Raw genomic sequence first — 26,164 nt, forward strand, 5'->3', positions numbered from 1 at the left:
CGAGCCATGCTCGACTTCTTTTGGCAGAAGCAGTCGAGCATGGCTCGACTCTACAAACCGCACACCGCCGCCAGATCATCGGCCAGGTGCCGCAGCTGCGCCGCCCCCAGCGCCGCACAGGTGATGCGCAGCCCATGCGCCGGTGCAGACACGGCAAAGACTTCCCCCCCACGCACATGCCAGCCACGCGCCGCCAACGCCAGCACCTGCGGTGTGCTGTCGGCGGGCAGGGGCAGCCACAGATTCAAGCCTTCCATCGGCGTGGGTGTGGGCAGCCCACGCGCCTGCAACAGCGCCTGCAGACCCTGCAGCCGCTGCTGGTAGCGCTCACCGGCCGCAATGACCTTCGCCCGTTGCTGCGCCGACTCCAACACCGCACTGACCGCATCCTGCAACAGATGGCTGACCCAGCCGGTGCCCGCCGCCAGCCGCAGACGCAGGCGCGCCGCGGTCTGCTCATCGCAGGCCAGCCAGGCCACGCGCAGGTCCGGGCCCAACGCCTTGGACAACGAACGCAGCAACGCCCACCGCCGACCGTCCATCGGCAACACCGAGTGATAGGCCTGTTGCGAGAGCAGCGCGTAGTGATCGTCGATCAGCACCGCCACCTGCGGATAGCCGGCCAGCAGCTGGCGCAGTGCACGCGCTCGCTTCGCATCCAGGCTGGCACCGGTGGGATTGTGTGCGCGCGGAGTCAGCAGCACCGCGCGTGCACCTGCATCCAACGCCTGCCGCAATGATTCCACCTGCATGCCGTGCGCATCCACCGCCACCGGCAGCGGCGCGTGTCCGGCCGCACCGAGGACATTGAGGCTGCCCAGGAAACAGGGATCCTCCACTGCGATGCGGTCCCCCGGCAGCAGCCACGCCGACAACAGACGCTCGATACCATCGACCGCGCCATGGGTCAGTTCCAGCGCATAGCCCGGCGGGCAATCGGCATCCAACGAAGCCCGTGCCAGGCGTTGCATGCGTGGATCGACCGTCTCCACTCCATACAGGCGCGAGGCCGCCGCGGCCACGCGCAGGCTGGGCAGGCAGCGCGGATCCGGATTGCCGCCGGCCAGGTCATGCAGGGCCAGCCCCGGCGCACTGCCCTCGCGCGCCATCGTCGCCGGCAGGCCGCGCACCACGGTGCCGCGACGCCCTGCCGTACTGGCCAGGCCCGCCGCGTCCAGCCGCTTGTAGGCGGCAGCCACGGTATTGCGGTTGACCCCCAGCTGATCGGCCAGATCCCGCACCGGAGGCAGCACGCTGCCCGCTGACAGATGGCCGCTGCCGATGCCCTCGCGGATGCTGTCGAAGATCGCTTCGGCACTGCTCCCGGTGATTTTCATTTTGTCCTATGCCAAACTATCTCTTGTCCTGTGCCAGTGTATCCCACCCTGGCCACCCCGCACCGGAGGTGCCCCATGTCCCTCGCCCCCGCCGACTGGCCCGTCGCCCAGTCCGTCGAACAGATCGCCGCCAACCTGGCCACCGTTCGCCAGCGCATCGCCAGCGCCTGTGCCCGCGCCGGTCGTGATCCGGCCAGCGTGCGCCTGCTGCCGGTCAGCAAGACCGTCGATGAAGCACGCATCCGCATGGCCGTAGCCGCCGGTTGCCACGAACTGGGCGAAAACAAGGTGCAGGAGGCGCAGCGCAAGGCCGAGGCCATGGCCGACCTGGGCGTGCACTGGTCGGTCATCGGCCACCTGCAGACCAACAAGGCCCGCTACGTCGCACGCTTCGCCAGCGAGTTCCAGGCGCTGGACAGCCTGCGCGTGGCCGAGGCGCTGCAGCAGCGGCTGCTGCTGGAGGACCGCACGCTGGATGTGTTCGTACAGGTCAACACCTCGGCCGAGCCCAGCAAATACGGCCTGGAGCCGGCCGCGGTGGCCGACTTCGTGCAGCAGCTGCCCGCCTTCGACCGCCTGCGCGTGCGTGGCCTGATGACCCTGGCCATCTTCACCCCCGAGGTAGAACGCGTACGCGCCTGCTTCGTGCGCCTGCGCGAGCTGCGCGACCAGCTGCAGCAGACGGCGCCGGCTGGACTCGACCTGTCGCAGCTGTCGATGGGCATGTCCGGTGATTTTGAAGTCGCCATCGAGGAAGGCGCCACCGTCGTCCGTGTCGGCCAAGCGATCTTCGGTGCACGCTCCACGCCCGACAGCTTCTACTGGCCCACCCCGGGAGCACCCGCATGAAGCGCGCCGTTGCCCTGCAGCACGTAGCGTTTGAAGATCTTGGCACCCTGCAGCCGCTGCTGCTCGCGCAAGGGTGGCAGGTGCAGGTCCTGCAGGCAGGCGTGGATGCACTCGATGCCGCCGAAGATGCCGATCTGCTGGTGGTGCTGGGGGGCCCGATCAGCGTCAACGATGGAGCTGCCTATCCGTTCCTCGCCGACAGCATCGCGCTGCTGCAGCGTCGACTGCAGCAGCAGCGACCGACGCTCGGCATCTGTCTCGGCGCCCAGTTGATGGCACGCGCACTGCACGCCGACGTCGCCCCCACCGGTGGCAAGGAAATTGGTTTCGCACCGCTGCTGCTCACCGACGAAGGCCAGCGCTCGCCATTGCAGGCATTGCAGGGCATCCCGGTGCTGCACTGGCATGGCGAAGCCTTCGAACTGCCGGTGGGCGCACGCCGCCTCGCCAGCACGCCCGCCTGTCGCCACCAGGCCTTCGCCATCGGCCACCACGCCCTCGCCCTGCAATGCCATCCCGAACTGGACGCGCGCCAGTTCGAGCGCTGGCTGATCGGCCATGCGCTGGAACTGGCCGCGGCCGGCATCGATCCCATCGACCTGCGCGCGCAGGCCCGTCGCTATGGCGGGCCGCTGGCAGCCGCGGCGACCGCGATGTTCCATCAGTGGCTGCACGACCTGCCGGAGACCCGCCCATGCACTACCGCCTGACCATCCAGCACAACGGCATCCATTGGGGCCATGTCGACTGCGACGGTCCCAACGCGCTGCAACGCATCGATGCCATCGCCGCGCGCCTGCCCGCCGCAGAAGGCTTCACCCTGCAACGGCAGAAGGGCATCGGCGAGGAGCGCATCCTCTCCAGCACCGCCGATGGCCTGCGCGTGCTGGCCGCGCAGATCCAGTACCGCGATCTCTGACCATCGCGCCGGGTGCCGGCCAGCGGTCGGCACTACCCGGCTACCCACTCCCGTGCGAAGCTTCACGCATGTTGAAACTGTCACGCGGCACCATCGACGGCCTGCGCATTGCCCCACGCTGGCCCGCGTCACAGGTCATCATCGAGGCCGAGGTTCTGCAACGCCTGCTCGATGCGCAGGCACGGCTGCCATCCACCCTGCGCCTGCTGGTCACCCGCGGCTTCGAATGCAGCCAGGGACAGCTGGGCGGCTTCCGGCGCGTGGTCCGGCGGCTGGGCATCGCCGTGTTCCGCTGCTGCTATCGGCATCGCCATGATGAGATCGACGCCATCTTCGGCGCCAATGGCCACGACCTGGACGGGCGTCATGTGGATGTCTCGCTCGTCCTGCACGGCCAGCGCCTGCGCCTGCTTCCGCTGGGCGTGTTCACTCCACTGCACTGGCAGCAGCGCCGCGTCAGCCGCCATGCCGACGCCGTTGCAGCGGCCAAGGACGCACTACAGCAGTGCGGCTTCGATCTGCACCCCAACGCCACGGAGAGCCTGCAGATCCACTGCGACTACCGTGGCACCACGCTGGCGGAACCGTCGCATTGATCGACGTTCCCCGCGCACTGCAGGCAACCTGCACCGACCTTCAGCAACGGCTGGGCCGGATCGACAACCTGTCGGGCAGTGGTGAACGCAGCCTCATCATCAAAGGAGAGCTGCTGAGGTTCCCCTATCGTATCTACGCCGACGCCACGGACCTGTTCCGGCTCGCATCCCAACTGCAGGGCGATACGCGCGCCCTCTGCCTCTGCCTGCTCTCGCGTCACTGCGACGGACATGTACGGCAACGTGCGATCGAGACGCTGGGGCCCTCACCGATGCCCTGGGTGCATGCCTTCCAGCTGACCTTGCTGGGGGAGTACGTGGACGAGATCGCATCGGCCGTGGCGATCCAGGCGCAACAGACCGGCCTGCAGCGCTATGCCGCGCTCATCGGCGAGAACCGCGCCTTCGTCGACCTCTGCCGGCAACGCGCCGCCAGCTACTGGGATGCCTACTACCGCGCCCGCTACTCCGGCCTGCACCTGTTCCCGGCCCACCGTCTGCTGCTGCAGATGGCCCACGCCGAGCGCTCGCCGTAGCGCTCTCCGCACCCGCCAGCGCACGTCCGCTCGGCACTGCGGCAAGACGGGCACACTCCCGTAGATGCAAATGATTCTCCTTTACTGTAAAGTGATGCCGCTGCCCTTGCCGCCGCGGGCTGTTCCCTTCCCCAGCCTTCGCCCGCCCCGTGCCCACGCCTGTCGAATCGACGGATGTCGCGCAGCTGTGCGCCGCCCACTATCGGCCGCTGCACGCCCACGTCCGTCGCAAACTCCCACAACGCAGTGACGCCGATGATGTCGTCCAGGAAACCTGGCTGCGTGTCGTCAAAGTCGCCGCCAGCGGCCTGCTCAGCAATGGCCGCGCCTACCTGTATCGCGTCGCCCACAACCTGATCGCCGACCACTATCGCCTGATCCAGCGGCGTCGCGAAGAGGCCCTGGACGACGCGCAGCTGCAGGCCATCGCCGATCCCGCCCCGTTGCCCGAGCAATGCCTGCTCGATGCCGAACAACTGCGCCACCTCGACGCGATCATCGCCGCCCTGCCGCCGCGCTCGCGCGAAGTGTTCCTGCTGGCACGCATCGAACAGCTCAGTCTTGCCGACATCGGCCGCCAGCTCGGCATCAGCCGGCAGACCGCGCATGGCCATCTGCTGCGCGCGCTGGTGGCCCTGCAGCAGGTGCCCGCTGCATGAGCCAGGATCCAATCGCCCGCGAAGCAGCGCGCTGGTGGCTGCATGCGCACGACGAACAGCGCGACGAAGCTGCCTTCAGCCAGTGGTACGAGGCCGATCCGCGCCACGCGGCGCAGTACCAGCACCTGTTGCAGCTGTGGCAGGCCGGCGCCGCGTTGCCGAGCCTGCAACGGCAACAGCAGCGTCGCCAGCGCCGGCGCCTGCGCGAAGCCGGCATCGCCGTGCTGCTGCTGTGTGCGCTCGGCCTCTACACCCGGCACAACGCCCTCCCGCCGGAACAGACACTGCGCACGGCATCAGGCGAAATCGAAGAGGTGCGCCTGCAGGACGGTTCTCGCCTGCAGCTGTCGCCGGACAGCGAACTGGGCGTGCGCATCGATGCCAACCGGCGTGCGCTGCAGCTGCGGCATGGCCAGGCCTGGTTCCAGGTCGCACCTGATCGCGACCGTCCGTTCCAGGTGCATACGCCGCACGGCACGGTCACGGCGCTGGGCACTGCCTTCGACATCGCGGTCAGTGGCGATGCCAGCGTAGTGACCGTCACCGAACACCAGGTGCGCGTGGACAGTGGCTCGGGCAGCAGCGAAGCGGCCGCCGGCCAGCAGCTGCGCTTCGATGGCACGGCGCCCTCGGCCACGCTAGCAGCAGCCCCGGCGCAGCTGGCATGGCGCGAACGCCGGCTGGCCTGGGTCTCCGCGCCACTGGCTGCCGTCGTCCAGGATCTGGATCGCTGGCACGGCGGCCATACCTGGATCGCCGGCGACGCACTGCGACAGCAACCGGTCACGGTGCTGGCCGACGCGGATACGGCCGCGCGCAGCCGCGACCAGCTGGCCGCCGAACTGCACGTGCGCGTTGTCCGTATCGGGCCCAACCTGCAGGTGTGGCTGCCGGCCAAGGCCTCGTCCGATGCACGCTGAACGCATCGACCCTGACATCCGGGCCGCTGCTGCGTCTTCCCAGGGTGACGACGCACTGCGTCACTCCCTGGAGCCCTCGATGCTGTCCCACCGCCCCCTTGTTCTTGCGCTGTCTCTTGCCTGCGCCGGTATCGCCCCCGTGCTTGCGACCAACGCGCAGGCGCAGACCAGCGCAACCCGCCGCTACGATATTCCCGCCCAGCCGCTGGTCACCGCGCTGGACGCCTACAGCCGCCTCAGCGGCGTGGATCTGGTGATCGGCCGTGCCCTGCCGGCCGAGCAGAGCGCACCCGCGCTGCAGGGTGACTTCGACGACAGCCAGGCATTGGCACGGCTGCTGGCCGGCAGCGGCCTGCGCGCGCGCTTCATCGATGCCCGCCGTGCCACCCTCGAACCGGCGCCAGCCAACACCGGCGACGGCAGCCGCCAGACCGGCCCGCTGCGCGTGCAGGGGCGCACCGTCCATGCCATTGCACCGGGCTCGGGTGCCAGCCAGTACATTCCGGCCACGCAGGATGGCTTCGCGCCAAAGATCGGCAGCGAACGGGTCGCCATGGCCGAACGCCAGGACGGCAACAGCCTGCTGCGCTCGATGCCCGGCACGCACAGCTTCCACTCGCGCAGCCAGCCCGGCCTGCAGGTCAACATCCGCGGCATGGCCGGCGCAGGCCGGGTCAACACCATGATCGACGGCGTCACCCAGACCTTCCGCAACAACGCCGGCCATGGCTCGGGCGGTCCGTTCGCCTACGTGGATCCGTTCCTGCTGGCAGGCGTCGACGTTCAGCGCGGCGCGGTCAGCGGTGGCGAGGGTGCCGGCACGCTGGCCGGCAGTGCCAACTTCCGCACCCTGGACATCGAAGACCTGATCACCGACGGCCGCGACCGGGGCCTGCGTGCAGGCTACCGGCATGGCAACAACGGCTATGGCAGCGGACGTACCTTCGCTGGCGCCTGGCGCCACAGCGAAGATGGTGGCGATCGCCAGTTCGGCCTGTTGACCGCCGCCAGCAGCAGCCGCAGCAGTGAATACGCCACGTCCCGTGGCCAGAAAAACAGCGCCGACCCCGGCAGCCAGCAGCCCAGCAGCTGGCTGCTGAAGGCGCGCCTGCAGCCCAGCGACCAGCATCGGCTCGACCTGAGCCACATGCGTTATGAAAACGACTTCTACCACAACTATCCCTGGCAGATTTCCGCCCGCAACCAGCGCGCCAGCTACCACTACACGCCCTACTCGCCGTGGATCGACCTGCGCGCCAGCTTCGCCGCCAACAAGACCCGGCTGTTCTATCCGCCGGTGGAAGATTCCAGCTACATCGGCCGGCGTACCCACAGCAGCCTGAGCAGCTGGACCGTGGACAACACCAGCCGTTTCGACATCGGCGCCGTACAGGCTCGCTGGAACACCGGCATCAAGCACCAGTCGGACATCTTCGTTGCTGATACCCCGACCCTGCGTGGTGCCAACCCACAAGGGCGCAGCCAACTCGACAGTGTGTTCACCACGCTGGAGCTGCAGTACGACATCTACGCGCTGTCGGCGGGCCTGCGCCAGGACCGCTACAACATCCGCGGCCACGTCCCCACCTGTTCGGATGTGCCTGGGCAATGCCTGGAGATCGGCGGCGGTGGCATCGACGTCGATCGCACCCAGCATGCGCTCAGCCCCAGCCTCTCGCTGTCGGTGCAGGCCACCGACTGGCTGCAGCTGTTTGCCGAAGTCTCGCGCACCTCGCGGCCGCCGCGCGTGCAGGAAATGTTCTTCGAGAAGATCCCGCTGGAAGGCATGAGCGATGCCGACGGCGTCGGCGCCAACCCCTTCCTGCGCCGCGAACGTTCGCGCAACCTGCAGTTCGGCGCCAACCTCAGCGCCAGCTCGCTGCTGGTCGACGGCGACCTGGCGCAGCTGCGCCTGACCCGCTTCGACAACCGCATCCGCGACTACATCAAGCCGCAGTACCTGCTGATCGTGCACCCGCCGGAAGTCGAACCGTTCGTGGTGCCGATCGACAGCGACCCGCAGCTCAACGCGTGGACCGACAGCCTGGACGTGGACGACTTCAGCACCACCACGCGCTGGATGAACCATCCCGGCGTGGTGCGCATGCGCGGCCTGGAACTGGAAGCGCACTACGCCAGCGAGCACTACCACGCCACCTTCAGCTGGACCCGCTCGCGCACCAGCGCGCCAGCGATCGAATTCGTCAACCTGGAAGACATCACCGCCCTGCCCGATCGCTACTGGACGCTGGATGTCGGTGGCCGCTGGTGGCAGCAGCGCGTGCAGGCAGGGGTGCGCGCCGAGTACTCCGGCCCCACCGAAGAAGGCTACGACTTCTTCCAGACCCGCAAGACCGGCGGCACCGGCGTGCTGCTGGATTTCTACGCCAGCTTCAAGCCGCAGGCCAACACCACGCTGTGGCTGAACATCGAAAACCTGCAAAACAAGGCCTATGACAACAATGCCTCGATCGACAGCATCTTCAGCCCGATCCTGGACCGCGGCAACGGCCGTGGCCGTACCGTCTCGGTGGGCGTCAATGTGGCGTTCTAGCCGGCGCTGGCTGGCGCTGGGGCTGATCGCGCTGGCGGCGGCAGCCGGCGCGCAGCCGATGCCCGGCAAGGTGATCGATCTGGCCAGTGGCAAGGCACTGGATCAGGCCGCGTTCGTGCAGCGGGTTGCCGCTGCCGAGCGCGTGCTGCTCGGCGAGCGTCACGATATCGATGCCGACCATGCCGCCGAACGTTGGCTGCTGCAGGCATTGCAGCAGCGGCGTCCGCAGGGTGCGCTGGTGATGGAGATGATCGCCAGCGAACGCCAGCCACGACTGCAGCGTGTGCAGCGCTGGCTGGACAAGGGCCACCGGGCAGAATCGCAACGGCTGGCCGAACTACTGGACTGGGATCCCCGCTGGCCATGGACACGCTATGGCGGACTGGTACAGATCGCCATCGATAGCGGCATCCGTCTGCAGGGCAGCAACCTGTCGCGCGCTGACGTCAATACGCTGCTGGCATCATCGCCCAAGGTGGTGTTCCCGGCCGACGGCGCGCGGCAGCGGTTGTCAGCAGTGGTGCTGGCCCAGCACGCCGACGCCGCGCCCATGCTCGATGGCATGCTTGCCGTCCAGCACGCGCGCGACACGCGGATGGCTCAGTCGTTGATGCAGTCGCCGGCCCCTGCCCTGCTGGTCGCCGGCCGCTGGCATGTGCTGCGTGGCACCGGCGTACCCGGCTATCTGCCAGCCTCTGTGCCAGCGCTGGTGATCGCGCTGGCATCGGCCGACGAAGATGTGGCGGGCGACGACGCCGACCTGATGTGGGTGGTCGGCGATGAGTGAGCGTCGGCAGCACTGGCACGCGGTGATGATCAGCATCGGACTGCACCTGCTGCCGTTGCTGCTGTTCGTCCATTGGGTGTCCACTCCGCCGATGCCGCCGCCGCCAGAACAGGACGTGCGCATCAGCCTGCGCCTGCTGGCACCGGCCACGCCACCGCAGCCGGTGGAAGAACTGCAGTCCGAACGCCCCAGCCAGGCGCAGCAATCGCGGGCAGCCGAAGCGCGGAAAACACCCCCGCCACCGCGGGCCACGGCGGCACCCGAAGGCAACCTCGCCGCCAGCGAGAAGAATGGCGACGGCCACCAGCCCTTGCCCGTGGCCCCGCCTGCGGCCGCGACCGATGCCCGTTCCGCACCGGCATCGATCACGGCCGCACCGCCCGCCCCGGACGCACCACCGGCGGACTTCCAGGCCGGCGCCGCCAGCGACCAGTGGGAAGCCCGCCTGATGGCGCGGCTGGAGCGTTACCGCTACTACCCCGCCGTAGCGAGGTCGCGGCGCCAGCAGGGCACCGCATGGGTCAGGGCCAGCATCAGCCGCGACGGCCACCTGCTGGCATTGCGCCTGGAGCAGTCCAGCGGACAGCCGATGCTGGATGAAAGTGCGCTGCAGACATTCCGCCGCGCGCAACCGCTGCCGCGGATTCCAGACGAACTATCGGCTCCGCAGGAACTGGTGGTGCCGGTGGAGTACTACCTGCGCTAGGCGCTGTAGGCCTCGGCCTCGATCTCGAACAGCATTCCGTCCAACGCCAGCCGCGGCACCGGAATCAGCGTGCAGGTCGGTGCCGGGCGATTGGCCCAGCGCCGCCGCACCTGGCGGGCGATGATGCCCAGGCGATCCTCATCGTGGTCGACCACCAGGATCCGCAGTCGCGCAACATCGGTCAGGTCCGCATGGGCCGAGCGCAGCGCGGTCTGCAGATTGTCCAGTGCCTGCGACACCTGCTCCTCGAAGCTGGGCGACAGCTTTCCCTGGTCGTCTTCGCCGCCCTGCCCAGCGATGTGGATCACACGCGCCGGCAGCCGTACCACCGCCACATGCGAATATCCGTTGGCACTGGGATCGTGCAGGCCGGGGGGATCGAACAGATCCAGCAGGCCATGGCTGAAGTCCGGAGTGGTCAGCAGGTTCATACCGCATGCCTCGTGGGGAATGCGAGGCAGTCTGCGACCTCAACTGCTGTTGAGGTCAAATCCATTGCATGCAACAGAGCGGTGCACCGCACGCAACGATCGGCTGCAACAACATCACGTCCACGCCGGGTCCGCGGTGAAATCGATCGTCAGCCAGAACGTGCTGCTTCGCGCGTCCATCCGCACCGCGATCTCATCGCGCATCGCATCCACCTCACCCACCGTGCCCAGCGGGGTCGATGGCGAGGTCAGGATGTGGATCTCGATGAACCGCATCCGCCCCATCTTCGCCACATGGCTGGTAAAGCCGGCATAGCCATGCTCGGCCACGAACGCCTGCATCACCTGCTGCACGCGCTCGTCCAGGTCATCGGGTGCCACCTGCAGCACTTCACGCATGGCCTTCCACGCACTGCGCGCCGGCACCGGCAACACCGCCAGGCTGATCAACGCCAGCACCATCGAATCCAGATACGGCACCCAGTGGTGCCACTCCCCACCATGCAGCACCAGCGCCAACACGAAGGCCAGCACCACCGCCAGGCTCATCAATCCACCCAGCAGCCAGCCACGCACATCCAGCCACAGCAATGCCGACTGCAACCTGCGGGCACGCTGGGCCACGAATACGGCCATGCCCAGGTTGCTGGCACTCAGCAGCGCCGCCCACCACAGCGCGGGCCCGAACTTCACTTCGTGCCCGCCGGTGGTCAATCCAATCACCGCGTTGGCCAGCGCGTACACGCAGGCCAGCGACAGGATCACTCCGCCCAGCGCCTCGACCATCGGCTCCAGGTGCCAATAGCCGTACTGGAAGCGCGGGCTGTGTTCCCGCGCCACCAGCCGCAGCACCGACAACGACACCAGGGTCAGGGCTACGTCAACCAGGCTGTAGATGCCGTCGAACAGGATGGCCTGCGATCCCACCAGCAGGCCACCGATGAAGCCGACCGCGCTGACCGCCACGGTGACCCCGATCGAGAACTTCAGGATGCGTTGCTCGCGCGCGGTATCCATCGTTCGCCGAAGGGCCGACCGTACCGGCTCAGGCCTTCAGCACCTCCACCTTGTAGGACGGCACGTCGCCATCGCGCTCGATGATAAGGCCATGCACGTCCGACTCGAAGCCCGGGAAGCGCGCGTTCTGCTCGCGGGCGATGCGCAGCGACTGGATGATCGGCTCGTCGCGGTCGCCGAAGCGCTCGCCCGGCATGATCGTCGGAATGCCCGGCGGGTACGGCACCAGCATCGTCGCAGCGATACGGCCGCTGATCTGCTCGATGTCGACCCGCTCGATCTCACCCTTCACCAGGTGGTTGTAGGCGTCGGCCGGGGTCATCACCGGGGTCGGCAGGTCCACGTACATCTCACGCATCACCTTGGCCACCGCGAACTCCTGATTGAACGCATGCAGTGCGTCACACAGGTCACGCAGGCCCCAGCCGGCATAGGCATGGGGGTAGTCGGCGGCCAGCGACGGCAGCGCCTGGCTAAGCGGCGCGTTGCGGTCGTACAGCTCCTTGAACGCCATCAGTTCGGTGACCAGCGTGCTCCACTTGCCCTTGGTGATGCCCATCGAGAACAGGAACAGCACCGAGTACAGGTTGGTCTTCTCCACGGTAATGCCGCGGCCCCACAGGAACTTGCTCAGCACCGCAGCCGGGATGCCCAGCTTGCCCATGCTGCCGTCCATCGACAGGCCCGGCGTCAGCAGGGTCACCTTGATCGGATCGATCAGCACATAGTCGTCGACCAGGTTCTCGAAGCCGTGCCAATGCGCATCGGGCTGCAGGTACCACTCCTCGCGCTTGGCCACCAGCGGCGCCGGCGTATCGCCCTTGTCCAGGCTGCGCTCGACCTGGGTCGGCTGCCATACGCTGAACCACCAGTCATCGCGACCCAGATCATCGCGCACGTGCAGCATGGCCCGGCGGAAGGCAATCGACTCGTCATGCATTTCCTGCACCAGCGAACGACCGGCATCACCCTCCATCATCTTCGAGGCCACATCGCACGCGGCGATCACCCCGTAGTGCGGGCTGGTCGAGGTGTGCATCATGAACGCTTCGTTGAAGCGCTCGGCATCCAGGTCGCGGCTGGCCGAATTGCGCACATGGATCATCGAGGCCTGCGAGAACGCCGCCAGAAGCTTGTGGGTGGAGTGCGTGGTGAAGATGATCGCATCCTGCTCACGCGGCTTGCCCTTGGCCATGCCGTAGTGGTTCTCGTAGAACGGATGGAACGCGGCATAGGCATACCAGGCTTCATCGAAATGCAGGAAGTCGACCGCGCTGCCGATCTCATCGGCGATCTTCTCGGCGTTGTAGCACAGGCCGTCGTAGGTCGAGTTGGTCACCACCGCGATGCGCGGCTTGGAGCCGGCATGGTAGGCCTGGCTGGCCAGCGGATTGGCGGCGATGCGCTGCTGCAGCGCTTCCGGCGTGAACTGGTCCAGGCTGATCGGGCCGATGATGCCGTGTGCATTGCGGCTGGGCGTGAAGTACACCGGCACCGCACCGGTCATGATCAACGAATGCAGCAGCGACTTGTGGCAGTTGCGGTCGACGAACACCACGTCGCCGCGGGCCACGGTGCCGTGCCACACGATCTTGTTGGCCGTCGACGTACCGTTGGTGACGAAGAAGGTGTGGTCGGCACCGAAATTGCGCGCGGCCTCGTCTTCGGCGTCCTTGATCGGGCCGGTGTGGTCCAGCAGCGAGCCCAGCTCCGGCACCGAAATCGACAGATCGCTGCGCAGCGTGTTCTCACCATAGAACTGGTGGAAGGCACGCCCGACCGGCGACTTGGTGAAAGCCACGCCACCGGCATGTCCAGGCGTATGCCAGGAATAGTTCGACTCGGCGGCGTGATGGATCAGCGCCTTGAAGAACGGCGGCAGCAGGTTCTGCATGTAGTCTTCTGCCGCACGCATCACCTGCCGCGAAATGAAACTCTTGGTGTCTTCAAACAGGAAGATGAAGCCATGGATGTACTTGAGCAGCTTGCTCGGCACCTTCTCGATGGTGCGCCGCTCGCCGTACAGGAACACCGGCAGGTTGGCGCGGCGCGCACTCTGCTCGCGCAGGAAAGCGGTCAGGCGCTGGAATTCGCCATCGACCTCCTCGCTGCCGTCGATCGAGATCAGCACCGCCGAAGCGGCCACGTAGGTACGGGCGCCGGCACGGGCATCATCCAGGTTCAGGCCGCACAGCACGCGCTGGTCATTGCTGCGCAGCTCTTCCACCAGCGCACGGATGAGGATGCCGCCGATGCGCGGCGAATCGTAGTCACCATCAATGACGATGACCGGATAATCCAGGGACTTGAAATACACGTTGATTCTCCTTGTCTAACTCAGGAACGCTGCGCGCCGGCCGAAATCGCCGCCGCCTCGCGGGAACGCTGCCGCTGCTGGCGACGCTCCTCGCTGAAGAAGGGATAGAACACGGTGATGAACAGCACGAACAGGAAGGCGTACTGCACGATCGTTCCCGACGAGCCATAGATCGCCCACAGGCAGTACACGACCGTCAGGCTGGTGAGGGTCCAGAACGCACCGGTGTGCACCAGCGTGTGCGAACGTTCCACCACGAAATAGCAGGCCACGCACGAGTAGATGTACGGCAGCAGCGTCAGCACCACCGCCGCCGAGGTGATCACGTCGAACTGGGCCGAGGCCGTCTTCGAGGTGGAGGTCACCAGCACCGCCAGGGTCATCAGCACGGCCACGATCAGCACGCCCTTGACCGGCACGTCGTCCTTGTTGGTCTTGCTGAAGATGCTCGGGAACAGGCCATCATCGGACGCTGCCTTGGCGCTCTGCGCGGTCAGCAGGATCCAGCCGCCCAGCGAGCCGGCGGCGCCGACGAAGGCACACAGGCTGACCAGCGCACCACCCCAACCGCCGACGGCCTTGGCCGCTGCCAGTGCGAACGGCGCGTCGGAGGTCTGCAGTTCACCGTTGGGGACCATGCCCATGATCACCGACGAGCTGGCGATGTAGGCGATGGCGGCCAGGAACACACCGGCCAGGGTGGCGCGGGCCACGTTCTTCTCCGGATTCTCGACCACACCGGCGGTCACCGACGCCGACTCCACGCCGATGAACGCCCACAGGGTGAGTGCCGCCGCGCTGGAGATCGCACCGAAGTTGGACTCACCGGACACGTTGTAGGCGCCCTTGAAGATGTCGGCATCGAAGAAGAACCAGCCGAAGATGGCGATGCCCAGGATCGGCACCAGCGCGAAGCTGGTGGTGACCGTCTGCACGCGGCTGACGAATGCCGGCCCGATCATGTTGGCAAAGCTCAGCGCCCACACCAGGATCAGCACCGCGATGCAGCGCACCAGCGGCTCGGACAGGATCGGGAAGAAATAGCTGAAGTAGCCCACCGCCGCGATCGGGATGGCGACGTTGCCGATCCAGTTGGCGAACCAGTAGATGGTGTTGGTCTGGAAGCCCATGTAGGGACCGAACCAGTCGCGCGCATACGCATACGGGCCGCCTGCCTTGGGTGCCAGCTTGCCGAGCTTGGCGAACACGAACGCCAGCAGCAGCGCACCGGCGGTGGTGATCAGCCAACCCCATATCGACGCGGTACCGATCTTGGCCAGGCTGGAGGGCAGCAGGAACACCCCTGAGCCCATCATGTTGCCGGCGACGAGGAAGGTGGCTCCGACCACCCCGATTTTCTTTGCTTCTGCCATGACAATCTCCTGTACCTGGCATGGGCCCGGTGCACCCGGGCGTGGGGAATGGCTACGCTGGCGTGCTGCCGCTGGCGCCTACTTGATGAAGTTGTATTGCAGGCTGCCCTGCACCCGGACCGTGTCGCCGCGCGCGCCGCCCTGCTGCTGCAGCCGGCCGTACAGCAGCTCCATGCCCATCGTCCACGACGGGGCCGGGCTCCAGATCAGGTTGAACACGCCGTAGCGGCTTTGCCGGAACGCATCGGTCGGCAGTGCCGCATTGCGCTCCAGGGTCAGCTGGCCGTAGATCAGGTTCGAGCGCCACAGATCCGACCAGTAATGGGTGTAGCCGACGAAGCCACCGTGCAGGTCCAGCGCATCGATGCGTCCATCGGCACCTACCACGGCGTCCAGACCGGAGCCGGTGAGGTCGGCGGTGTAGCGGCTCAGGCCGCGGCCGCCCAACGCGCCGAACAGCAGCAGATCGCGTTCCCCCACCGAGGCCGAGCCACTGAGCTGCGCGCCACCGGCAAAGACGCGGTCATGACGGGCATCGCCGTCGTAGGCCAGATTGCGCGCCACGACGCCCAGCTGCAGGTGGCCCCAGTCGCGCTCCATGCGCGCGATGGCGCTCACATCCGGCAGTCGATTGACTGCCGCCATCGCATCGCTGGCACCGGCCAGCTCGGTGTCCGGGTCTTCGGCGGCCAGCGTCAGGGTGTTGCCCTTGCCCAGCGCAAAGCTGTGATGGATGCCGGCCACCAGCAGGTAGCCGGCGCCGCCAGGGCCCGCAAAATCCAGCGTGTCGGGCAGGCTGTCCGGATCCATGAAACTGGAATAGCCATAGCCCGCGTAGGTGTTGCCGAGTTGGCCATAGGCGTGGCGCAGGCGGAATTCATAGCCATCGCTGCTGCCGAAGAAATCATTCTCCAGATAGAAGCGCAGGTTGCCGTGCGTGGTCGGCCGCCGCGCCTCGAAGCTGAAACGCGTCTGCTTGGCGTGGATGTTGAAGTTCGAAACATCCCGATGGTTGCCGCCCACCGGCATCGACGAAGGAATGAACTGATCCTCGTCCCCTGCCCCGCGCGAATCCGCAATCGCATCGAGCTTGGCATAGCCGCCAATGCGGATCACGGTGTCGGTGCCGGGAATGGCGAAGAAGCCTTTCAGGTCCGGATCGGTGGGGCCAGCGGCGCTGTCTGGACGCGAGGCCGCCGTTGAAGGATCGGCCACCGATTCACGCTGTGGCAGCACAGGCTGCGCAACGCCAGGCACCTGGGTGGGGTGAAGGATGCCGCTGGTGATTGGCACATTCAGGGTCGCCTGCGCTGCAGCGGGCATCGGCGACGACGCGGCAACGGGGGCCGCAGCTGCATGCTCTTCGCGCCGTTCAAGCTGGTCCAGACGCTGCTGCATGCCTTCCAGCGTCTGCCGCATCGCGTCGATCTCGCGACGCAACGCCTGCGCATCGTCCTGAGCATGCAACGGCATCGCTGCCATCGCCGTCAGACACCCCAGACTCAGTGCCGCCAAGCGCATTGCATCCTCCCTGGACTGAAACTCCCGCTGTCCGGCCGTACAACGCGCGTGCGCCATCCCGACCTCAACGAGCCGTTGCTGGAAATACGGGTACTGCGTGGACGACCGTTGCCAGCCTGTGCGTTGCAGGCAACAGGGCAATGACACTGTCCCGATTGCCAACACTGCGCCGGAGTCGCTCCCACTGCAGCAGTGCTGCCGAAGGGGTGGCGACCGCAGGCGTCTGGGTAACAAGCGCTGGGTGAGAGTGTCGTGAATGGCATTGCGCGCGCGCCCTCTCGAGGGCGTGACGTATGCGGCATCCATAGCGCAGTGACGCTGTATTCCATGCGCCAAGGCTAGTTCGACTGTCGTTTTTGGCCTTGATTGGGATCAAAGCGAAATGCTTGATGTCAGTCACGATTCAGACGTGACATCTGTTCACGACGTGCGCAGCCCTCATCGCCGCGACTGTCGCAGAAAGCAACAGGCCCGCACGTTGCCATGCGGGCCTGTCGCTCAGTACAGCATGTCGGAGGCCTCAGCGCGGGCCGAGTACCGCCTGCAGATCGTTGCCCTGCGGAAGGCCGGCACGTCGCTGCACCTGGCCCTGCGCATCCTGGAACAGGATGCCCGGCGTACCCTGGAAGCCCATCTCCACCATCAGCACCTGATTGGCATCCAGCTTGCCAGCGATCTCCCGGCTGATGCTGGGCAGCGGCTTGATGCCACCTCGATCGAACTGATGCTCGTTTTCCAGCAGTGCCGCACTGGGATCGCGTGCGGCCATGATCGCCGCCGCCTTGGCCGGGCTGTCCTCACGGATCACGCCGACCATGATGTGGCGCAACTGCACCTTTCCTGCGTCCACCCAAGGGCGTGCCGCCTCCCAGAACTTGTGGCAGTAAGGGCAGTTGGCATCACTGAAGGTGTACACCACGCGTGGCGCATCGGCCTTGCCGTCACGTACCCAGGCGCTGGCCTCCAGCTTGCTCCACATCTTTGCCGACATCGGCGCGGCAACCAGCTTCTCCAGCGTCTCGGCTGCAACTTCGTTGCCCTCGGCGTCGAACAGGCTGCCCACCAGCACATGCTTGCCATCGGCGGTCACGTAAGCCGCCGCCGGCTGCTGGCCGCCGACCATGCCGGCAAAGCCGCGCAGGCCACCCGGCGCATCGAATTCGGAGACCACCTCGAAGCCATGCTTCTCGATGCCCTTCAGGACAGCCGGCAACTCGCCCTTTTTGGCGGCGGCCGATGCCGATGCCGAAGCCGTTGCCGGTGCAGCGGCATCCTTGCCCTTCGGGGTCTGTGCCTGGCTGCAGGCAGCCAGCGCCAGCATGGCCGGCAGCATCAGCGTATGCGCGATGCGCGGGGAAATCGACAACATGGAAACTCCGTAGTGGGATGCCAGCGCAGGCTACCGCAGCCGGCGCAGTTTGTGTTCAAGACCGGCCTGGGTCAGTTCGCCGAGATGCAGTTCCTGCAACCGCCCCTGCGCATCGAAGAACAACGTGGAAGGAAAAGCCCGGACGTCCAGCGTGGTCGAGGCAGCCGAAGCCTCATCCAGCAGTACATTACCCAGCACGATGTGTTCAGCGGCAAGAAAGGTCTGGACCTCCTCAAGGGTCTCACCCTGGTTGAGGAAGACGAACTGGATGTCAGCATGCTTCTGCTGGGCCGTCGCCAGCACCGGCATCTCGCGGCGGCACGGACCACACCAGCTGGCCCACAGATTCAGCACCAGCGGCTTGCCATGAAACTGCTGCAGGTCAATCGCCCTGCCCTGCAGGTCGGCCACCTGCAGTGTGGGCAGAGGCATCTGCTGGGCCTGCCAGTATGCGAGCCCCTGGCTTGCCCCGCACCACAACAACAATCCAACCAGCGCACTGGCCAGCACCGGCGCCCGCAACGGGCGCTGCCTGCGCAGCCGCCACAGCGCCCAGGCAAATCCAGCGCCAACGACAACGGGCAGGTGGTACCCGCCATCGGCAATCTGCAGCACGCTCCAGGGCGCTTCACGATAGAGGCTGAAGTGCGCTGCGACAAAGGACAGCCGGCCACACAGCAGACCCACCAGCAACATGTCCAGCACCATTCCGGCCGCGGGTGGCCGGGCTGGACCAGGCTTCCCACGCGACCAGATCCGCGCAATGGCCATGGCCAGCAGCAGGAAGATCAGGATCAACACCACCGGCATCGGCACCGGTCCAACACTCGACATCAGTTCACCCGCTCTCGCCGCACAGATCTGCATGGTCAAAGCGTCGTGCCCGCGATGCAAGCACGACGCATTCAACCTCGTTGCTCAAGCGGCGCTGCGACCCAGCTGCGTGCCCGGCGAGGCGCGCAGCCCCCGCAGGCTGCCGGCCACGGCAGGCGTCAACGGACGATCGCGGCGCTTGCTGCTGACGTGGCGACGATAGTTGGCGGGCGTCATGCCGACAATGCGCAGGAACAGCCGACGGAATGCACTCTGATCGGCGTAACCCACACCCCAGGCCACTTCATCGATGCTGGCGCCCTGCTGCAGCAACGTCTGCGCCTTGGCCACGCGCAGCCGCTGGCAGTACTCGATGGGCCGCAGCCCGGTCGCCTTCAGGAAACGACGCTGCAGGGTCCGCGGTTCCAATCCGGCGATCTCACAGATCGCCCCCAGCGTGGCCCCACGTGCAGCCGTGGTATGCAACCAGCGCTGTGCCTTCAGCACGTCACGGTCGCCGTGGGCGAAGTTGGCACTGAATCGCTCCAGATCCTGCTGGATGCCGACCGGCACCACGATGCCCAACTGCTGGGCCACCGCGCTGGCCACGCCCTGGCCGTGCAGCCGGTACAGCAGGCGCAAGCCAAGGAAGCGCCAGGCCTGGGCGCCGCCCACGGTCAGCAGATCGCCATCATCAACCAGCGCCCGCTCACTGGGCGCCCAACTGCCGACCTGCACCTGCAGCGCCGGATGGCGGTTGAGGTCAGGGCCGGATACCGTGCGCCCGGTCAGCAGACCGGCCCGCGCCAGCACACTGACCCCGTCACCGGCGGCGGCCAGCAGGCTGCCGCCGTCGTAGTGGGCCCGCAGCCAATCCAGCAGGACGTCCTCGGCACGCACCGACGCGCTGGAACTGACCTGTCCCGGCAAGGCGATCACCGCAGGAATGGCCGCGTCGAGCATTTCGGCACCGGCAATGCGATGCACGCCGGTATTGCTGGCGGGCACGATCCAGCGGGTGACCAGCACCCGCTTGCAGGGCCGCCGTTGCTGCTGTGCCAGACGATTGGCGACGTGCGCCATTTCGGCGAGCACCGATGCAGCCGACGGGTCGCCTCCGGGGTATTCAACCACCGCAACCTCGACGAATCCCTCGTTCCTGATTCCCTCCACTCCCCACCTCCTCTTCCGGTTCAGGCCGTCGAGCGGCCAGTTCAGGCGCAGGGTAGGAACTGCTTTGCCCCGGGGGCTATGAAGAAAGTTGCAAAGTGTGCTGAATGGGCGACGCGGGCAAAGCCTTGACTCTTGACCAGAGTCCAGGGATGACTATGCGCGGCAGGTCCCAAGGAGTCCGCCGTGAACATTGGTCAATTGGCACGCCAGGCCGGCGTCCCCATCGACACCGTCCGCTACTACGAACGTCAGCAGCTTCTGCCCACCGCAGCGCGCTCGGCAGGTGGCTACCGCATCTTCGGCGAGCAGGACCTGCGACGTCTGCGCTTCATCCGCCGGGCAAAAGCATTGGGCTTCAGTCTCGATGAGATCGGTGAACTGCTTTCCCTCAGTGACCATCCTCCGCAGGACATGGGCAGCGTGCGTGACACCGCGCGGGTACGCCTGCAGGACATCGAACTGCGGATGGCCGAACTGCAGCGCATGCATGGCGCCCTCTCCCAACTGGTCGATGCCTGTCCCGGACATGGCGCGCTCGACCAGTGCCCGATCCTGGCCGCGCTGACCGGCGAAGAGCGCTGAGCCTCTCGCTTCAGCATCGACAGCTGTGCTGCGCGGCATGCGGAAAACGCAGCGGCCTCATTGCGCGCGCTACGTGAAGAAAAGTGCAACAAAGCGCTTGCCAACCCCCGGGGGCACAGCTATTATTTCGCTCCTCAGCGACGTGGGGCCATAGCTCAGCTGGGAGAGCGCCTGCATGGCATGCAGGAGGTCAGCGGTTCGATCCCGCTTGGCTCCACCATACTTTCGGCATTAGGCCGTCGAAAGGTCGCAAAGAACATTGATGAGATCTGCGTCCCCATCGTCTAGAGGCCTAGGACATCACCCTTTCACGGTGGCGACCGGGGTTCGAATCCCCGTGGGGACGCCACTCATCATGAACAACGAGGACCCGGCCGATAACCGGGTCTTTTTTGTTCACCGCCCACCGGCATTCAGGTTGTGGCGTCGGAACGCTCCCTGCCCTTGTGGCAATGAACGGTTCGATGAAAAAGCTTCAAAAAAAGCTTCCACAAATGTGAACAGGCAGGTATGATAGGCGGCTCGGTAACACGGGGCCATAGCTCAGCTGGGAGAGCGCCTGCATGGCATGCAGGAGGTCAGCGGTTCGATCCCGCTTGGCTCCACCACTTTCGACATTAGGCCGTCGAGAGTTCTACAACTTGAAGTTTTTCGTGCGTCCCCATCGTCTAGAGGCCTAGGACATCACCCTTTCACGGTGGCGACCGGGGTTCGAATCCCCGTGGGGACGCCAGTTTCAAAGAGGACCCTGCTCCCAGCAGGAATCCGACGTTTCATGGGGCCATAGCTCAGCTGGGAGAGCGCCTGCATGGCATGCAGGAGGTCAGCGGTTCGATCCCGCTTGGCTCCACCACTTTCGGCATTAGGCCGTCGAAAGTTCTACAACTTGAAGTTTTTCGTGCGTCCCCATCGTCTAGAGGCCTAGGACATCACCCTTTCACGGTGGCGACCGGGGTTCGAATCCCCGTGGGGACGCCAATCTTTGAAACCCCGGCTTCGGCCGGGGTTTTTCTTTGCCTGCGGTTCTCCGGTAACCGCAGCTCAGAATCGGCGATACATGCCGATCGAGGCTGGCGCGGTCGGCGCAAAGCCAAACTGCGCATACAGCCGATGCGCTTCGCCATCGGCCAACAGGCTCACATACGCCGACGGCGGCAGGTTGCCCTGCATCCAGTCGCCCAGACGCTGCATCACCGCCTTGCCCAGGCCCTGACCGTGCAGACGGGGCAGCACGGCGATATCGCAGACCTGCAGGTGGCAACCGCCATCGCCGATGATCCGACCCATCGCTACCAGCTCGCTGCCCTGGTAGGCACAGACGCCGAAGACGGTGTTGGGCAATGCCCGCGTCGCCGCCTCATGCGTCTTTGCGCTGAGGCCGGCCAATGCGCGCAGCTGGCAGTAGTCCTCGACCGTCGGCACTGCCTCGCGGAACTGGATCGTCTCTGGATCGTTCATGCAACGTCTCCTGGAAGGTCGGGCTATCCTGCCGCATCCGCGTCGCAGCCGCTGCGACCCATCTTCCGGCAGAGTCCCATGTGCTATTCCGCCCTGATCCGCGCCGACTACGCCAAGCTGGTGCGCGAGTTCGGCGCCGTCCTCTCCCTGGAGGAATTCGCCGAACTGTATGCGCATGATCCCGGCAAGAAACGGCCGAAGACGCCGAAAGCCATGGACGATGGATTTGCAGGCGCGCGCACCGAGCTGGGACGCGACATCGTGGCGAAGATCCAGCAATGGCATGCACAGGAGCGGCAGCAGCTGCAGGCCGAACTGGAACGGCAGCTTGAACGTCGCGACATCGCCAATGCGACCCTGGCCACCCGACCCACGCAGAAGGCGCGCAATGACCTGCGCGTTGCCGGCAACCGCATCGACCGCGCGCAGGCACGGCTGGACGACCTGCACCGGGAACAGCTGCTGCCGCGTGACAACCGTATTTTCCCCGGCAGCTACGCACCGGTGATGGTCAGCGAGAATGGCCGGCGCGTGATCAAGCCCATGCGCTATCAATGCAGGCTGCCGGACAAGCCCGCGCGCAACGATGTGCTCTACCCAGGCACCTACAATGCGCGGCGGGACAGCCTGGAGGGCTATTGGCGCGGCGCCTTCGGGCTGCGCCACGGCGTGGTGGTGGTACAGGCCTTCTACGAGCACGTACCTCGCCATGCCATCGCCGGCCGCAGCTTGCACAACGACGAGAAGGCACAGGATGTGGTGCTGGAATTCCGCCCCGACCCGCCGCGCGACCTGCTGCTGGCCTGCCTGTGGGCGGAATGGGACGGTCCGGAAGGACGCCTGCTGTCTTTCGCCACCATCACCGATGGACCGTCAATCGATGTCGCCGCTGCCGGCCATGACCGGGGTGTACTGCCGATCCGCGCCGAGCACCTGGACGCATGGCTCACCCCGGACCCGGACAACCTGGCGGCGCAGTACGCCATCCTCGACGACCGCGAGGAGATCCGTTACGTCTACGAGGAAGCCGCCTGAGCGGCTGGATCAGGCGTTGGCGCTGGAACGCCCCACGGCGCGGACCAAGGCCTTGGACAGTTCCGCCGACAGATAGGGCTTGATCAGCAGCACACCGGATTGCATCGCGACCGGCAGTTGTTCAGCGGCCATGCCAGTGGCGAGCACGAACGGCACGCCACGCGCGGCCAGCGCCGCGGCAACCGGTTCGCTGGTCTCGTTGTGGGCCAAGCGGTAATCCAGCAGGGCCACGTCAGGGGCGGCCTCTTCCAGCAGGCGCAGTGCCTCGGCAACGGACGCGGCCAGGCCGACGACCAGAGCACCGGACTGCACCAGCTGCATCTGCAGCAGGGCCGCACTCATCTCGTCGTTTTCAACTACCAGCACCCGCAGGTCCTGCAACGCTGACATAGGCTATCGCTCCCGTGCCTGTTAAGCCTCGCCAGTATAGCCAGCCACCGGCCGATACCGACAATTGAACGCCATTTCAGCTCCGTCCGCCCGCACCTCTATGAACGCCCGCCGGGCTCGGGTACACTAGCCCGCTGCTGCCGGTGTGGCGGAATGGTATACGCAGCTGACTCAAAATCAGCCGGGGGTGACCCCATGAAGGTTCGAGTCCTTTCACCGGCACCACGATCAGAGGCCAGGTCCACGACCTGGCCTTTGTCGTTTCCGGTCTTGCCCTGCCCGACCGGCGCCGCCGACACTGCAGCGATGGCATTGCACTCCACTCCCATCCTTCCCCTCGCACTCCCGGCGCATCTGCGCGAACTGGCCCTGCAGGACGCGGTCGCCTGGTCGAGCTATCTGTCGCTACCGGGCGCGGTCGAGCACACCAGTTGGAGCGATGTCTCTGTAGAGGCTCTGCAGCGGCAGATCGTCGACCATGCGCGCAACGCACGATGCCGCCGCTGGGCCATCCTCGACAGTGCCGACCAGCTGCTCGGTACCGTCGGCCTCAACGACATCGACATCGAGCACCGCCGCGCCGAACTGGCCTACGACCTGTCCCCTGCGCACCAGGGACGCGGGCTGGCAACCGAAGCTGCGCGCGCGGTCATCGCCTGGGCGCATATCGCACTGGGTTGCATACGCATCCAGGCCACCGTGCTCGACAGCAACCTGCGATCCATTGCCGTGCTCGAACGCGTAGGCATGCAACGCGAGGGATTGCTGCGGTCCTATCGCCATGTCCGTGGGCAGCCGCGCGACTTCTGGATGTATGCGCACACTCACCCGCAGCTGCATGGCGACCAGGGCGACGACCGCGCCGCCCCATAGGTCGCGCGCGTCTGCGCCCTACACCACCCGCAGCGCCGGCGCATGCACGCCATGACCATGGCCCGCCCCTGCCCCCGCGTGCACACGGAACTCCGCCACCGTCTGCAACAGTTGCGACGACTGCTCCTCCATGCTGCGCGCAGCCGCTGAGGCCTCTTCCACCAGCGCTGCATTCTGCTGCGTGCCCTGGTCGATCAGATCCACCGCGTGGTTCATCTGCTGGATGTCGTCGCTCTGCTGCTGCGCAGCGGCACTGATCTCGGTCATCAGGTCGCTGACCCGGCGCACGTCGACCACGATCTCGTCCATGGTCCGCCCTGCGCTCTCGACCTGCGCCGTTCCGGCGCCGACGTTGGCAACCGACGCATCGATCAGCTGCTTGATCTCCTTCGCAGCACCCGCCGAGCGCTGCGAGAGCTCGCGGATCTCGGTGGCGACCACGGCGAAACCACGACCATGCTCACCGGCACGCGCCGCTTCCACGGCCGCGTTCAGCGCCAGGATGTTGGTCTGGAACGCAATGCCGTCGATCACCCCGATGATGTCGACGATGCGACGCGACGAGGCATTGATCACCGCCATCGTCGAGACCACTTCATGCACCACCTGGCCACCGCGTGCGGCCACGTCGGCCGCGCCGCCGGCCAGTTGGCTGGCTTGGCGCGCATTGGTCGCAGTGCGCTGCACGGTCTCGGCCAGCCCCTTCATCGACACCGCGGTTTCTTCCAGCGATGCCGCCTGCTGCTCGGTGCGCTGGGACAGGTCGTTGTTGCCTTCGGCGATTTCGCTCGCACCCACCGCAATGGTGTCCGCGGCGAACTTGATCTGGCCGATGATTCCGGCCATCGCTTCGACCAGCGCGTTGACGCCGCCGCACAGTTCGGCGATCGGGCCGCTCTTGTCGGCCATGGCGATGCTCCGGGTCAGGTCGCCTTCCTTTGCCGACGCCACCACCTCGCGCGTCTGCGCCACCGCGCGCTGCATGGCCTGGCTCTCATGCACCTGTGCGGTGATGTCGGTGGCGTACTTGACGACCTTGAACGGCCGTCCGCCCGCGTCGAGGATCGGGTTGTAAGACGCCTGGATCCATACTTCGCGGCCACCTTTGCCCAGCCGCCGGTACTGGCCTGCGTCGTACTCGCCGGAGCCGAGCTTTTCCCAGAACCGGCGATACTCGACACTGGCCCGGTAGTCGGGCTCGACGAACAGCGAATGATGCTGGCCGCGCACTTCTTCCAGCGTATAGCCGGTGGCAGCCAGGAAGTTCGCATTGGCGGCCAGGATGCGGCCATCCATGCTGAACTCGATCACCGCCTGCGATTTGTCGATGGCGGCCAGCTGTCCCGCCGACTCGGCCGCCTGCTGCTTCTGCGCCGTGATGTCGGTCGCGAACTTGACCACCTTGTAGGGCCGCCCGTGCTGGTCAAGCACCGGGTTGTAGGACGCCTGGATCCAGATCTCGCGCCCCCCCTTGCCGAAGCGCTGGTACTGCCCTGCATCGAATTCACCGCGGCCCAGCCGCGCCCAGAAGTCGCGGTATCCGCTACTGCGCCCGTGTTCGGGATCGACGAACAGGGAGTGATGCCGGCCCTGGATCTCATCCAGGCGATAGCCCACTGCCTGCAGGAAGTTGTCATTGGCCTGCAGGATGGTGCCGTCGAGGGCGAACTCGATGACCGCCTGCACCCGATGCAGTGCGGCAACCTGGGCCTCAAGCTCGACGTGCCGCCGATGCTGCTCGGCCACCTCCGTGGCGCGGCGCTGCCTGCCCAACACCCCCTGCAGCGCGCGCAGGGGAGACCAACGGGTGAGCACTTCGGCCGGCGCCTGAGCACCTTCCATGGAGCCTGAAATAAGCATCGTCTGATCCTCGGTGTCCGGGTAGCGGTTGCGACCCGCCGGGCGGGATGCCCGGCGGCAACTTCGATTGCCTGGGACGTGCAGACGCC

The 26,164-nt window shown here is 66.3% G+C and carries 25 protein-coding genes and 7 tRNA genes; 20 read left to right on the forward strand and 12 right to left on the reverse strand.

Annotated features, from left to right (window positions below; translation table 11 throughout):
* Window positions 1-50: 50 nt before the first annotated feature.
* Window positions 51-1,337, reverse strand: coding sequence for a transcriptional regulator PtsJ (ptsJ, locus tag ACFX4F_RS13110; RefSeq protein ID WP_380655939.1), 1,287 nt, complete (start codon window positions 1,335-1,337; stop codon window positions 51-53).
* 75 nt (window positions 1,338-1,412) lie between these two features.
* Here ptsJ and ACFX4F_RS13115 point away from each other — a divergent pair, with 75 nt between their 5' ends.
* From ACFX4F_RS13115 to ACFX4F_RS13160, 10 genes are all read left to right on the forward strand, one after another.
* Window positions 1,413-2,186: a YggS family pyridoxal phosphate-dependent enzyme gene (locus ACFX4F_RS13115; RefSeq protein ID WP_099821507.1), complete on the forward strand. Its 774-nt coding sequence runs from the start codon at window positions 1,413-1,415 to the stop codon at window positions 2,184-2,186.
* Entirely contained in the window at window positions 2,183-2,896 is a 714-nt protein-coding gene (locus tag ACFX4F_RS13120) for a glutamine amidotransferase (RefSeq protein ID WP_380655943.1), read from the forward strand. The genes ACFX4F_RS13115 and ACFX4F_RS13120 overlap by 4 nt, the downstream gene beginning before the upstream one ends.
* A complete protein-coding gene (locus tag ACFX4F_RS13125; RefSeq protein ID WP_032975245.1) occupies window positions 2,881-3,105 on the forward strand; it encodes a hypothetical protein in 225 nt (74 codons plus the stop codon). Before ACFX4F_RS13120 ends, ACFX4F_RS13125 begins: the two co-directional genes overlap by 16 nt.
* A 68-nt stretch (window positions 3,106-3,173) precedes the next feature.
* Window positions 3,174-3,701 carry a hypothetical protein gene (locus ACFX4F_RS13130; RefSeq protein ID WP_380655947.1) on the forward strand — a complete coding sequence of 176 codons (528 nt, stop codon included), beginning with the start codon at window positions 3,174-3,176 and terminating at the stop codon, window positions 3,699-3,701.
* A complete protein-coding gene (locus ACFX4F_RS13135; protein ID WP_380655950.1) occupies window positions 3,698-4,237 on the forward strand; it encodes a hypothetical protein in 540 nt (179 codons plus the stop codon). Before ACFX4F_RS13130 ends, ACFX4F_RS13135 begins: the two co-directional genes overlap by 4 nt.
* Before the next feature lie 149 nt (window positions 4,238-4,386).
* Window positions 4,387-4,896, forward strand: coding sequence for an RNA polymerase sigma factor (locus ACFX4F_RS13140; protein ID WP_099821503.1), 510 nt, complete (start codon window positions 4,387-4,389; stop codon window positions 4,894-4,896).
* The gene (locus ACFX4F_RS13145; RefSeq protein ID WP_380655954.1) at window positions 4,893-5,816 is read left to right on the forward strand and encodes a FecR family protein; all 924 of its coding nucleotides are present in this window, start codon (window positions 4,893-4,895) and stop codon (window positions 5,814-5,816) included. Before ACFX4F_RS13140 ends, ACFX4F_RS13145 begins: the two co-directional genes overlap by 4 nt.
* Before the next feature lie 79 nt (window positions 5,817-5,895).
* A complete protein-coding gene (locus ACFX4F_RS13150; protein WP_380656008.1) occupies window positions 5,896-8,370 on the forward strand; it encodes a TonB-dependent receptor domain-containing protein in 2,475 nt (824 codons plus the stop codon).
* On the forward strand, window positions 8,357-9,157 hold the full coding sequence (locus ACFX4F_RS13155; protein WP_380655957.1) for a ChaN family lipoprotein: 801 nt from the start codon (window positions 8,357-8,359) through the stop codon (window positions 9,155-9,157). Before ACFX4F_RS13150 ends, ACFX4F_RS13155 begins: the two co-directional genes overlap by 14 nt.
* Window positions 9,150-9,863, forward strand: coding sequence for an energy transducer TonB (locus ACFX4F_RS13160; protein WP_380655960.1), 714 nt, complete (start codon window positions 9,150-9,152; stop codon window positions 9,861-9,863). The genes ACFX4F_RS13155 and ACFX4F_RS13160 overlap by 8 nt, the downstream gene beginning before the upstream one ends.
* Here ACFX4F_RS13160 and ACFX4F_RS13165 read toward each other — a convergent pair.
* The 8 genes from ACFX4F_RS13165 to ACFX4F_RS13200 form a co-directional block, all read right to left on the reverse strand.
* Window positions 9,860-10,294 carry a RidA family protein gene (locus ACFX4F_RS13165; protein ID WP_230110400.1) on the reverse strand — a complete coding sequence of 145 codons (435 nt, stop codon included), beginning with the start codon at window positions 10,292-10,294 and terminating at the stop codon, window positions 9,860-9,862. The genes ACFX4F_RS13160 and ACFX4F_RS13165 overlap by 4 nt on opposite strands.
* 114 nt (window positions 10,295-10,408) lie before the next feature.
* Window positions 10,409-11,311 carry a cation diffusion facilitator family transporter gene (locus tag ACFX4F_RS13170; RefSeq protein ID WP_380655964.1) on the reverse strand — a complete coding sequence of 301 codons (903 nt, stop codon included), beginning with the start codon at window positions 11,309-11,311 and terminating at the stop codon, window positions 10,409-10,411.
* A gap of 28 nt (window positions 11,312-11,339) precedes the next feature.
* The gene (locus ACFX4F_RS13175) at window positions 11,340-13,628 is read right to left on the reverse strand and encodes an Orn/Lys/Arg decarboxylase N-terminal domain-containing protein (protein ID WP_380655967.1); all 2,289 of its coding nucleotides are present in this window, start codon (window positions 13,626-13,628) and stop codon (window positions 11,340-11,342) included.
* A gap of 20 nt (window positions 13,629-13,648) precedes the next feature.
* Window positions 13,649-15,001 (reverse strand): arginine/agmatine antiporter, encoded by a 1,353-nt coding sequence (gene adiC, locus ACFX4F_RS13180; protein WP_099821496.1) that lies wholly within the window; start codon window positions 14,999-15,001, stop codon window positions 13,649-13,651.
* Between the two features lie 78 nt (window positions 15,002-15,079).
* Complete coding sequence (locus tag ACFX4F_RS13185; protein WP_380655972.1) at window positions 15,080-16,522, reverse strand: DcaP family trimeric outer membrane transporter; 1,443 nt, start codon at window positions 16,520-16,522, stop codon at window positions 15,080-15,082.
* A gap of 520 nt (window positions 16,523-17,042) precedes the next feature.
* Entirely contained in the window at window positions 17,043-17,891 is an 849-nt protein-coding gene (dsbG, locus tag ACFX4F_RS13190) for a thiol:disulfide interchange protein DsbG (RefSeq protein ID WP_380655974.1), read from the reverse strand.
* Window positions 17,892-17,921: 30 nt separating this feature from the next.
* Entirely contained in the window at window positions 17,922-18,725 is an 804-nt protein-coding gene (locus ACFX4F_RS13195; protein ID WP_380655977.1) for a redoxin family protein, read from the reverse strand.
* An 84-nt stretch (window positions 18,726-18,809) separates the two neighbouring features.
* Window positions 18,810-19,877, reverse strand: coding sequence for a GlxA family transcriptional regulator (locus ACFX4F_RS13200; protein WP_251474520.1), 1,068 nt, complete (start codon window positions 19,875-19,877; stop codon window positions 18,810-18,812).
* A gap of 183 nt (window positions 19,878-20,060) precedes the next feature.
* Between ACFX4F_RS13200 and ACFX4F_RS13205 the strand changes: the two genes are divergently transcribed.
* The 7 genes from ACFX4F_RS13205 to ACFX4F_RS13235 all read left to right on the forward strand — a co-directional run bounded on the left by ACFX4F_RS13205 (window position 20,061) and on the right by ACFX4F_RS13235 (window position 21,437).
* On the forward strand, window positions 20,061-20,459 hold the full coding sequence (locus ACFX4F_RS13205) for a heavy metal-responsive transcriptional regulator (RefSeq protein ID WP_380655981.1): 399 nt from the start codon (window positions 20,061-20,063) through the stop codon (window positions 20,457-20,459).
* 144 nt (window positions 20,460-20,603) lie between these two features.
* A tRNA-Ala gene (locus tag ACFX4F_RS13210) sits at window positions 20,604-20,679 on the forward strand.
* Between the two features lie 53 nt (window positions 20,680-20,732).
* A tRNA-Glu gene (locus tag ACFX4F_RS13215) sits at window positions 20,733-20,808 on the forward strand.
* 183 nt (window positions 20,809-20,991) lie between these two features.
* Window positions 20,992-21,067, forward strand: a tRNA-Ala gene (locus tag ACFX4F_RS13220).
* Between the two features lie 49 nt (window positions 21,068-21,116).
* Window positions 21,117-21,192: transfer RNA gene (locus tag ACFX4F_RS13225), tRNA-Glu, on the forward strand.
* Between the two features lie 44 nt (window positions 21,193-21,236).
* Window positions 21,237-21,312, forward strand: a tRNA-Ala gene (locus ACFX4F_RS13230).
* 49 nt (window positions 21,313-21,361) lie between these two features.
* A tRNA-Glu gene (locus tag ACFX4F_RS13235) sits at window positions 21,362-21,437 on the forward strand.
* 63 nt (window positions 21,438-21,500) lie between these two features.
* On the opposite strand, the gene ACFX4F_RS13240 is transcribed toward ACFX4F_RS13235, so the two are convergent.
* Window positions 21,501-21,917, reverse strand: coding sequence for a GNAT family N-acetyltransferase (locus ACFX4F_RS13240; RefSeq protein WP_380655984.1), 417 nt, complete (start codon window positions 21,915-21,917; stop codon window positions 21,501-21,503).
* A 78-nt stretch (window positions 21,918-21,995) separates the two neighbouring features.
* On the opposite strand from ACFX4F_RS13240, the gene ACFX4F_RS13245 reads away from it, so the two are divergent.
* Window positions 21,996-22,952 carry an SOS response-associated peptidase family protein gene (locus ACFX4F_RS13245; protein WP_380655987.1) on the forward strand — a complete coding sequence of 319 codons (957 nt, stop codon included), beginning with the start codon at window positions 21,996-21,998 and terminating at the stop codon, window positions 22,950-22,952.
* A 9-nt stretch (window positions 22,953-22,961) separates the two neighbouring features.
* Here the strand turns inward: ACFX4F_RS13245 and ACFX4F_RS13250 are convergent, their stop codons facing one another.
* Window positions 22,962-23,342, reverse strand: coding sequence for a response regulator (locus ACFX4F_RS13250; RefSeq protein WP_100460341.1), 381 nt, complete (start codon window positions 23,340-23,342; stop codon window positions 22,962-22,964).
* 139 nt (window positions 23,343-23,481) lie between these two features.
* On the opposite strand from ACFX4F_RS13250, the gene ACFX4F_RS13255 reads away from it, so the two are divergent.
* Window positions 23,482-23,567, forward strand: a tRNA-Leu gene (locus ACFX4F_RS13255).
* Between the two features lie 81 nt (window positions 23,568-23,648).
* Window positions 23,649-24,215: a GNAT family N-acetyltransferase gene (locus ACFX4F_RS13260; RefSeq protein ID WP_380655989.1), complete on the forward strand. Its 567-nt coding sequence runs from the start codon at window positions 23,649-23,651 to the stop codon at window positions 24,213-24,215.
* A gap of 18 nt (window positions 24,216-24,233) precedes the next feature.
* Here ACFX4F_RS13260 and ACFX4F_RS13265 read toward each other — a convergent pair whose 3' ends face one another.
* Entirely contained in the window at window positions 24,234-26,075 is a 1,842-nt protein-coding gene (locus ACFX4F_RS13265; RefSeq protein WP_380655992.1) for a methyl-accepting chemotaxis protein, read from the reverse strand.
* Window positions 26,076-26,164: the final 89 nt, after the last annotated feature.

The organism is Stenotrophomonas sp. YIM B13575, assembly GCF_042787595.1.
Taxonomy (GTDB): Bacteria; Pseudomonadota; Gammaproteobacteria; order Xanthomonadales; family Xanthomonadaceae; genus Stenotrophomonas; species Stenotrophomonas lactitubi_B.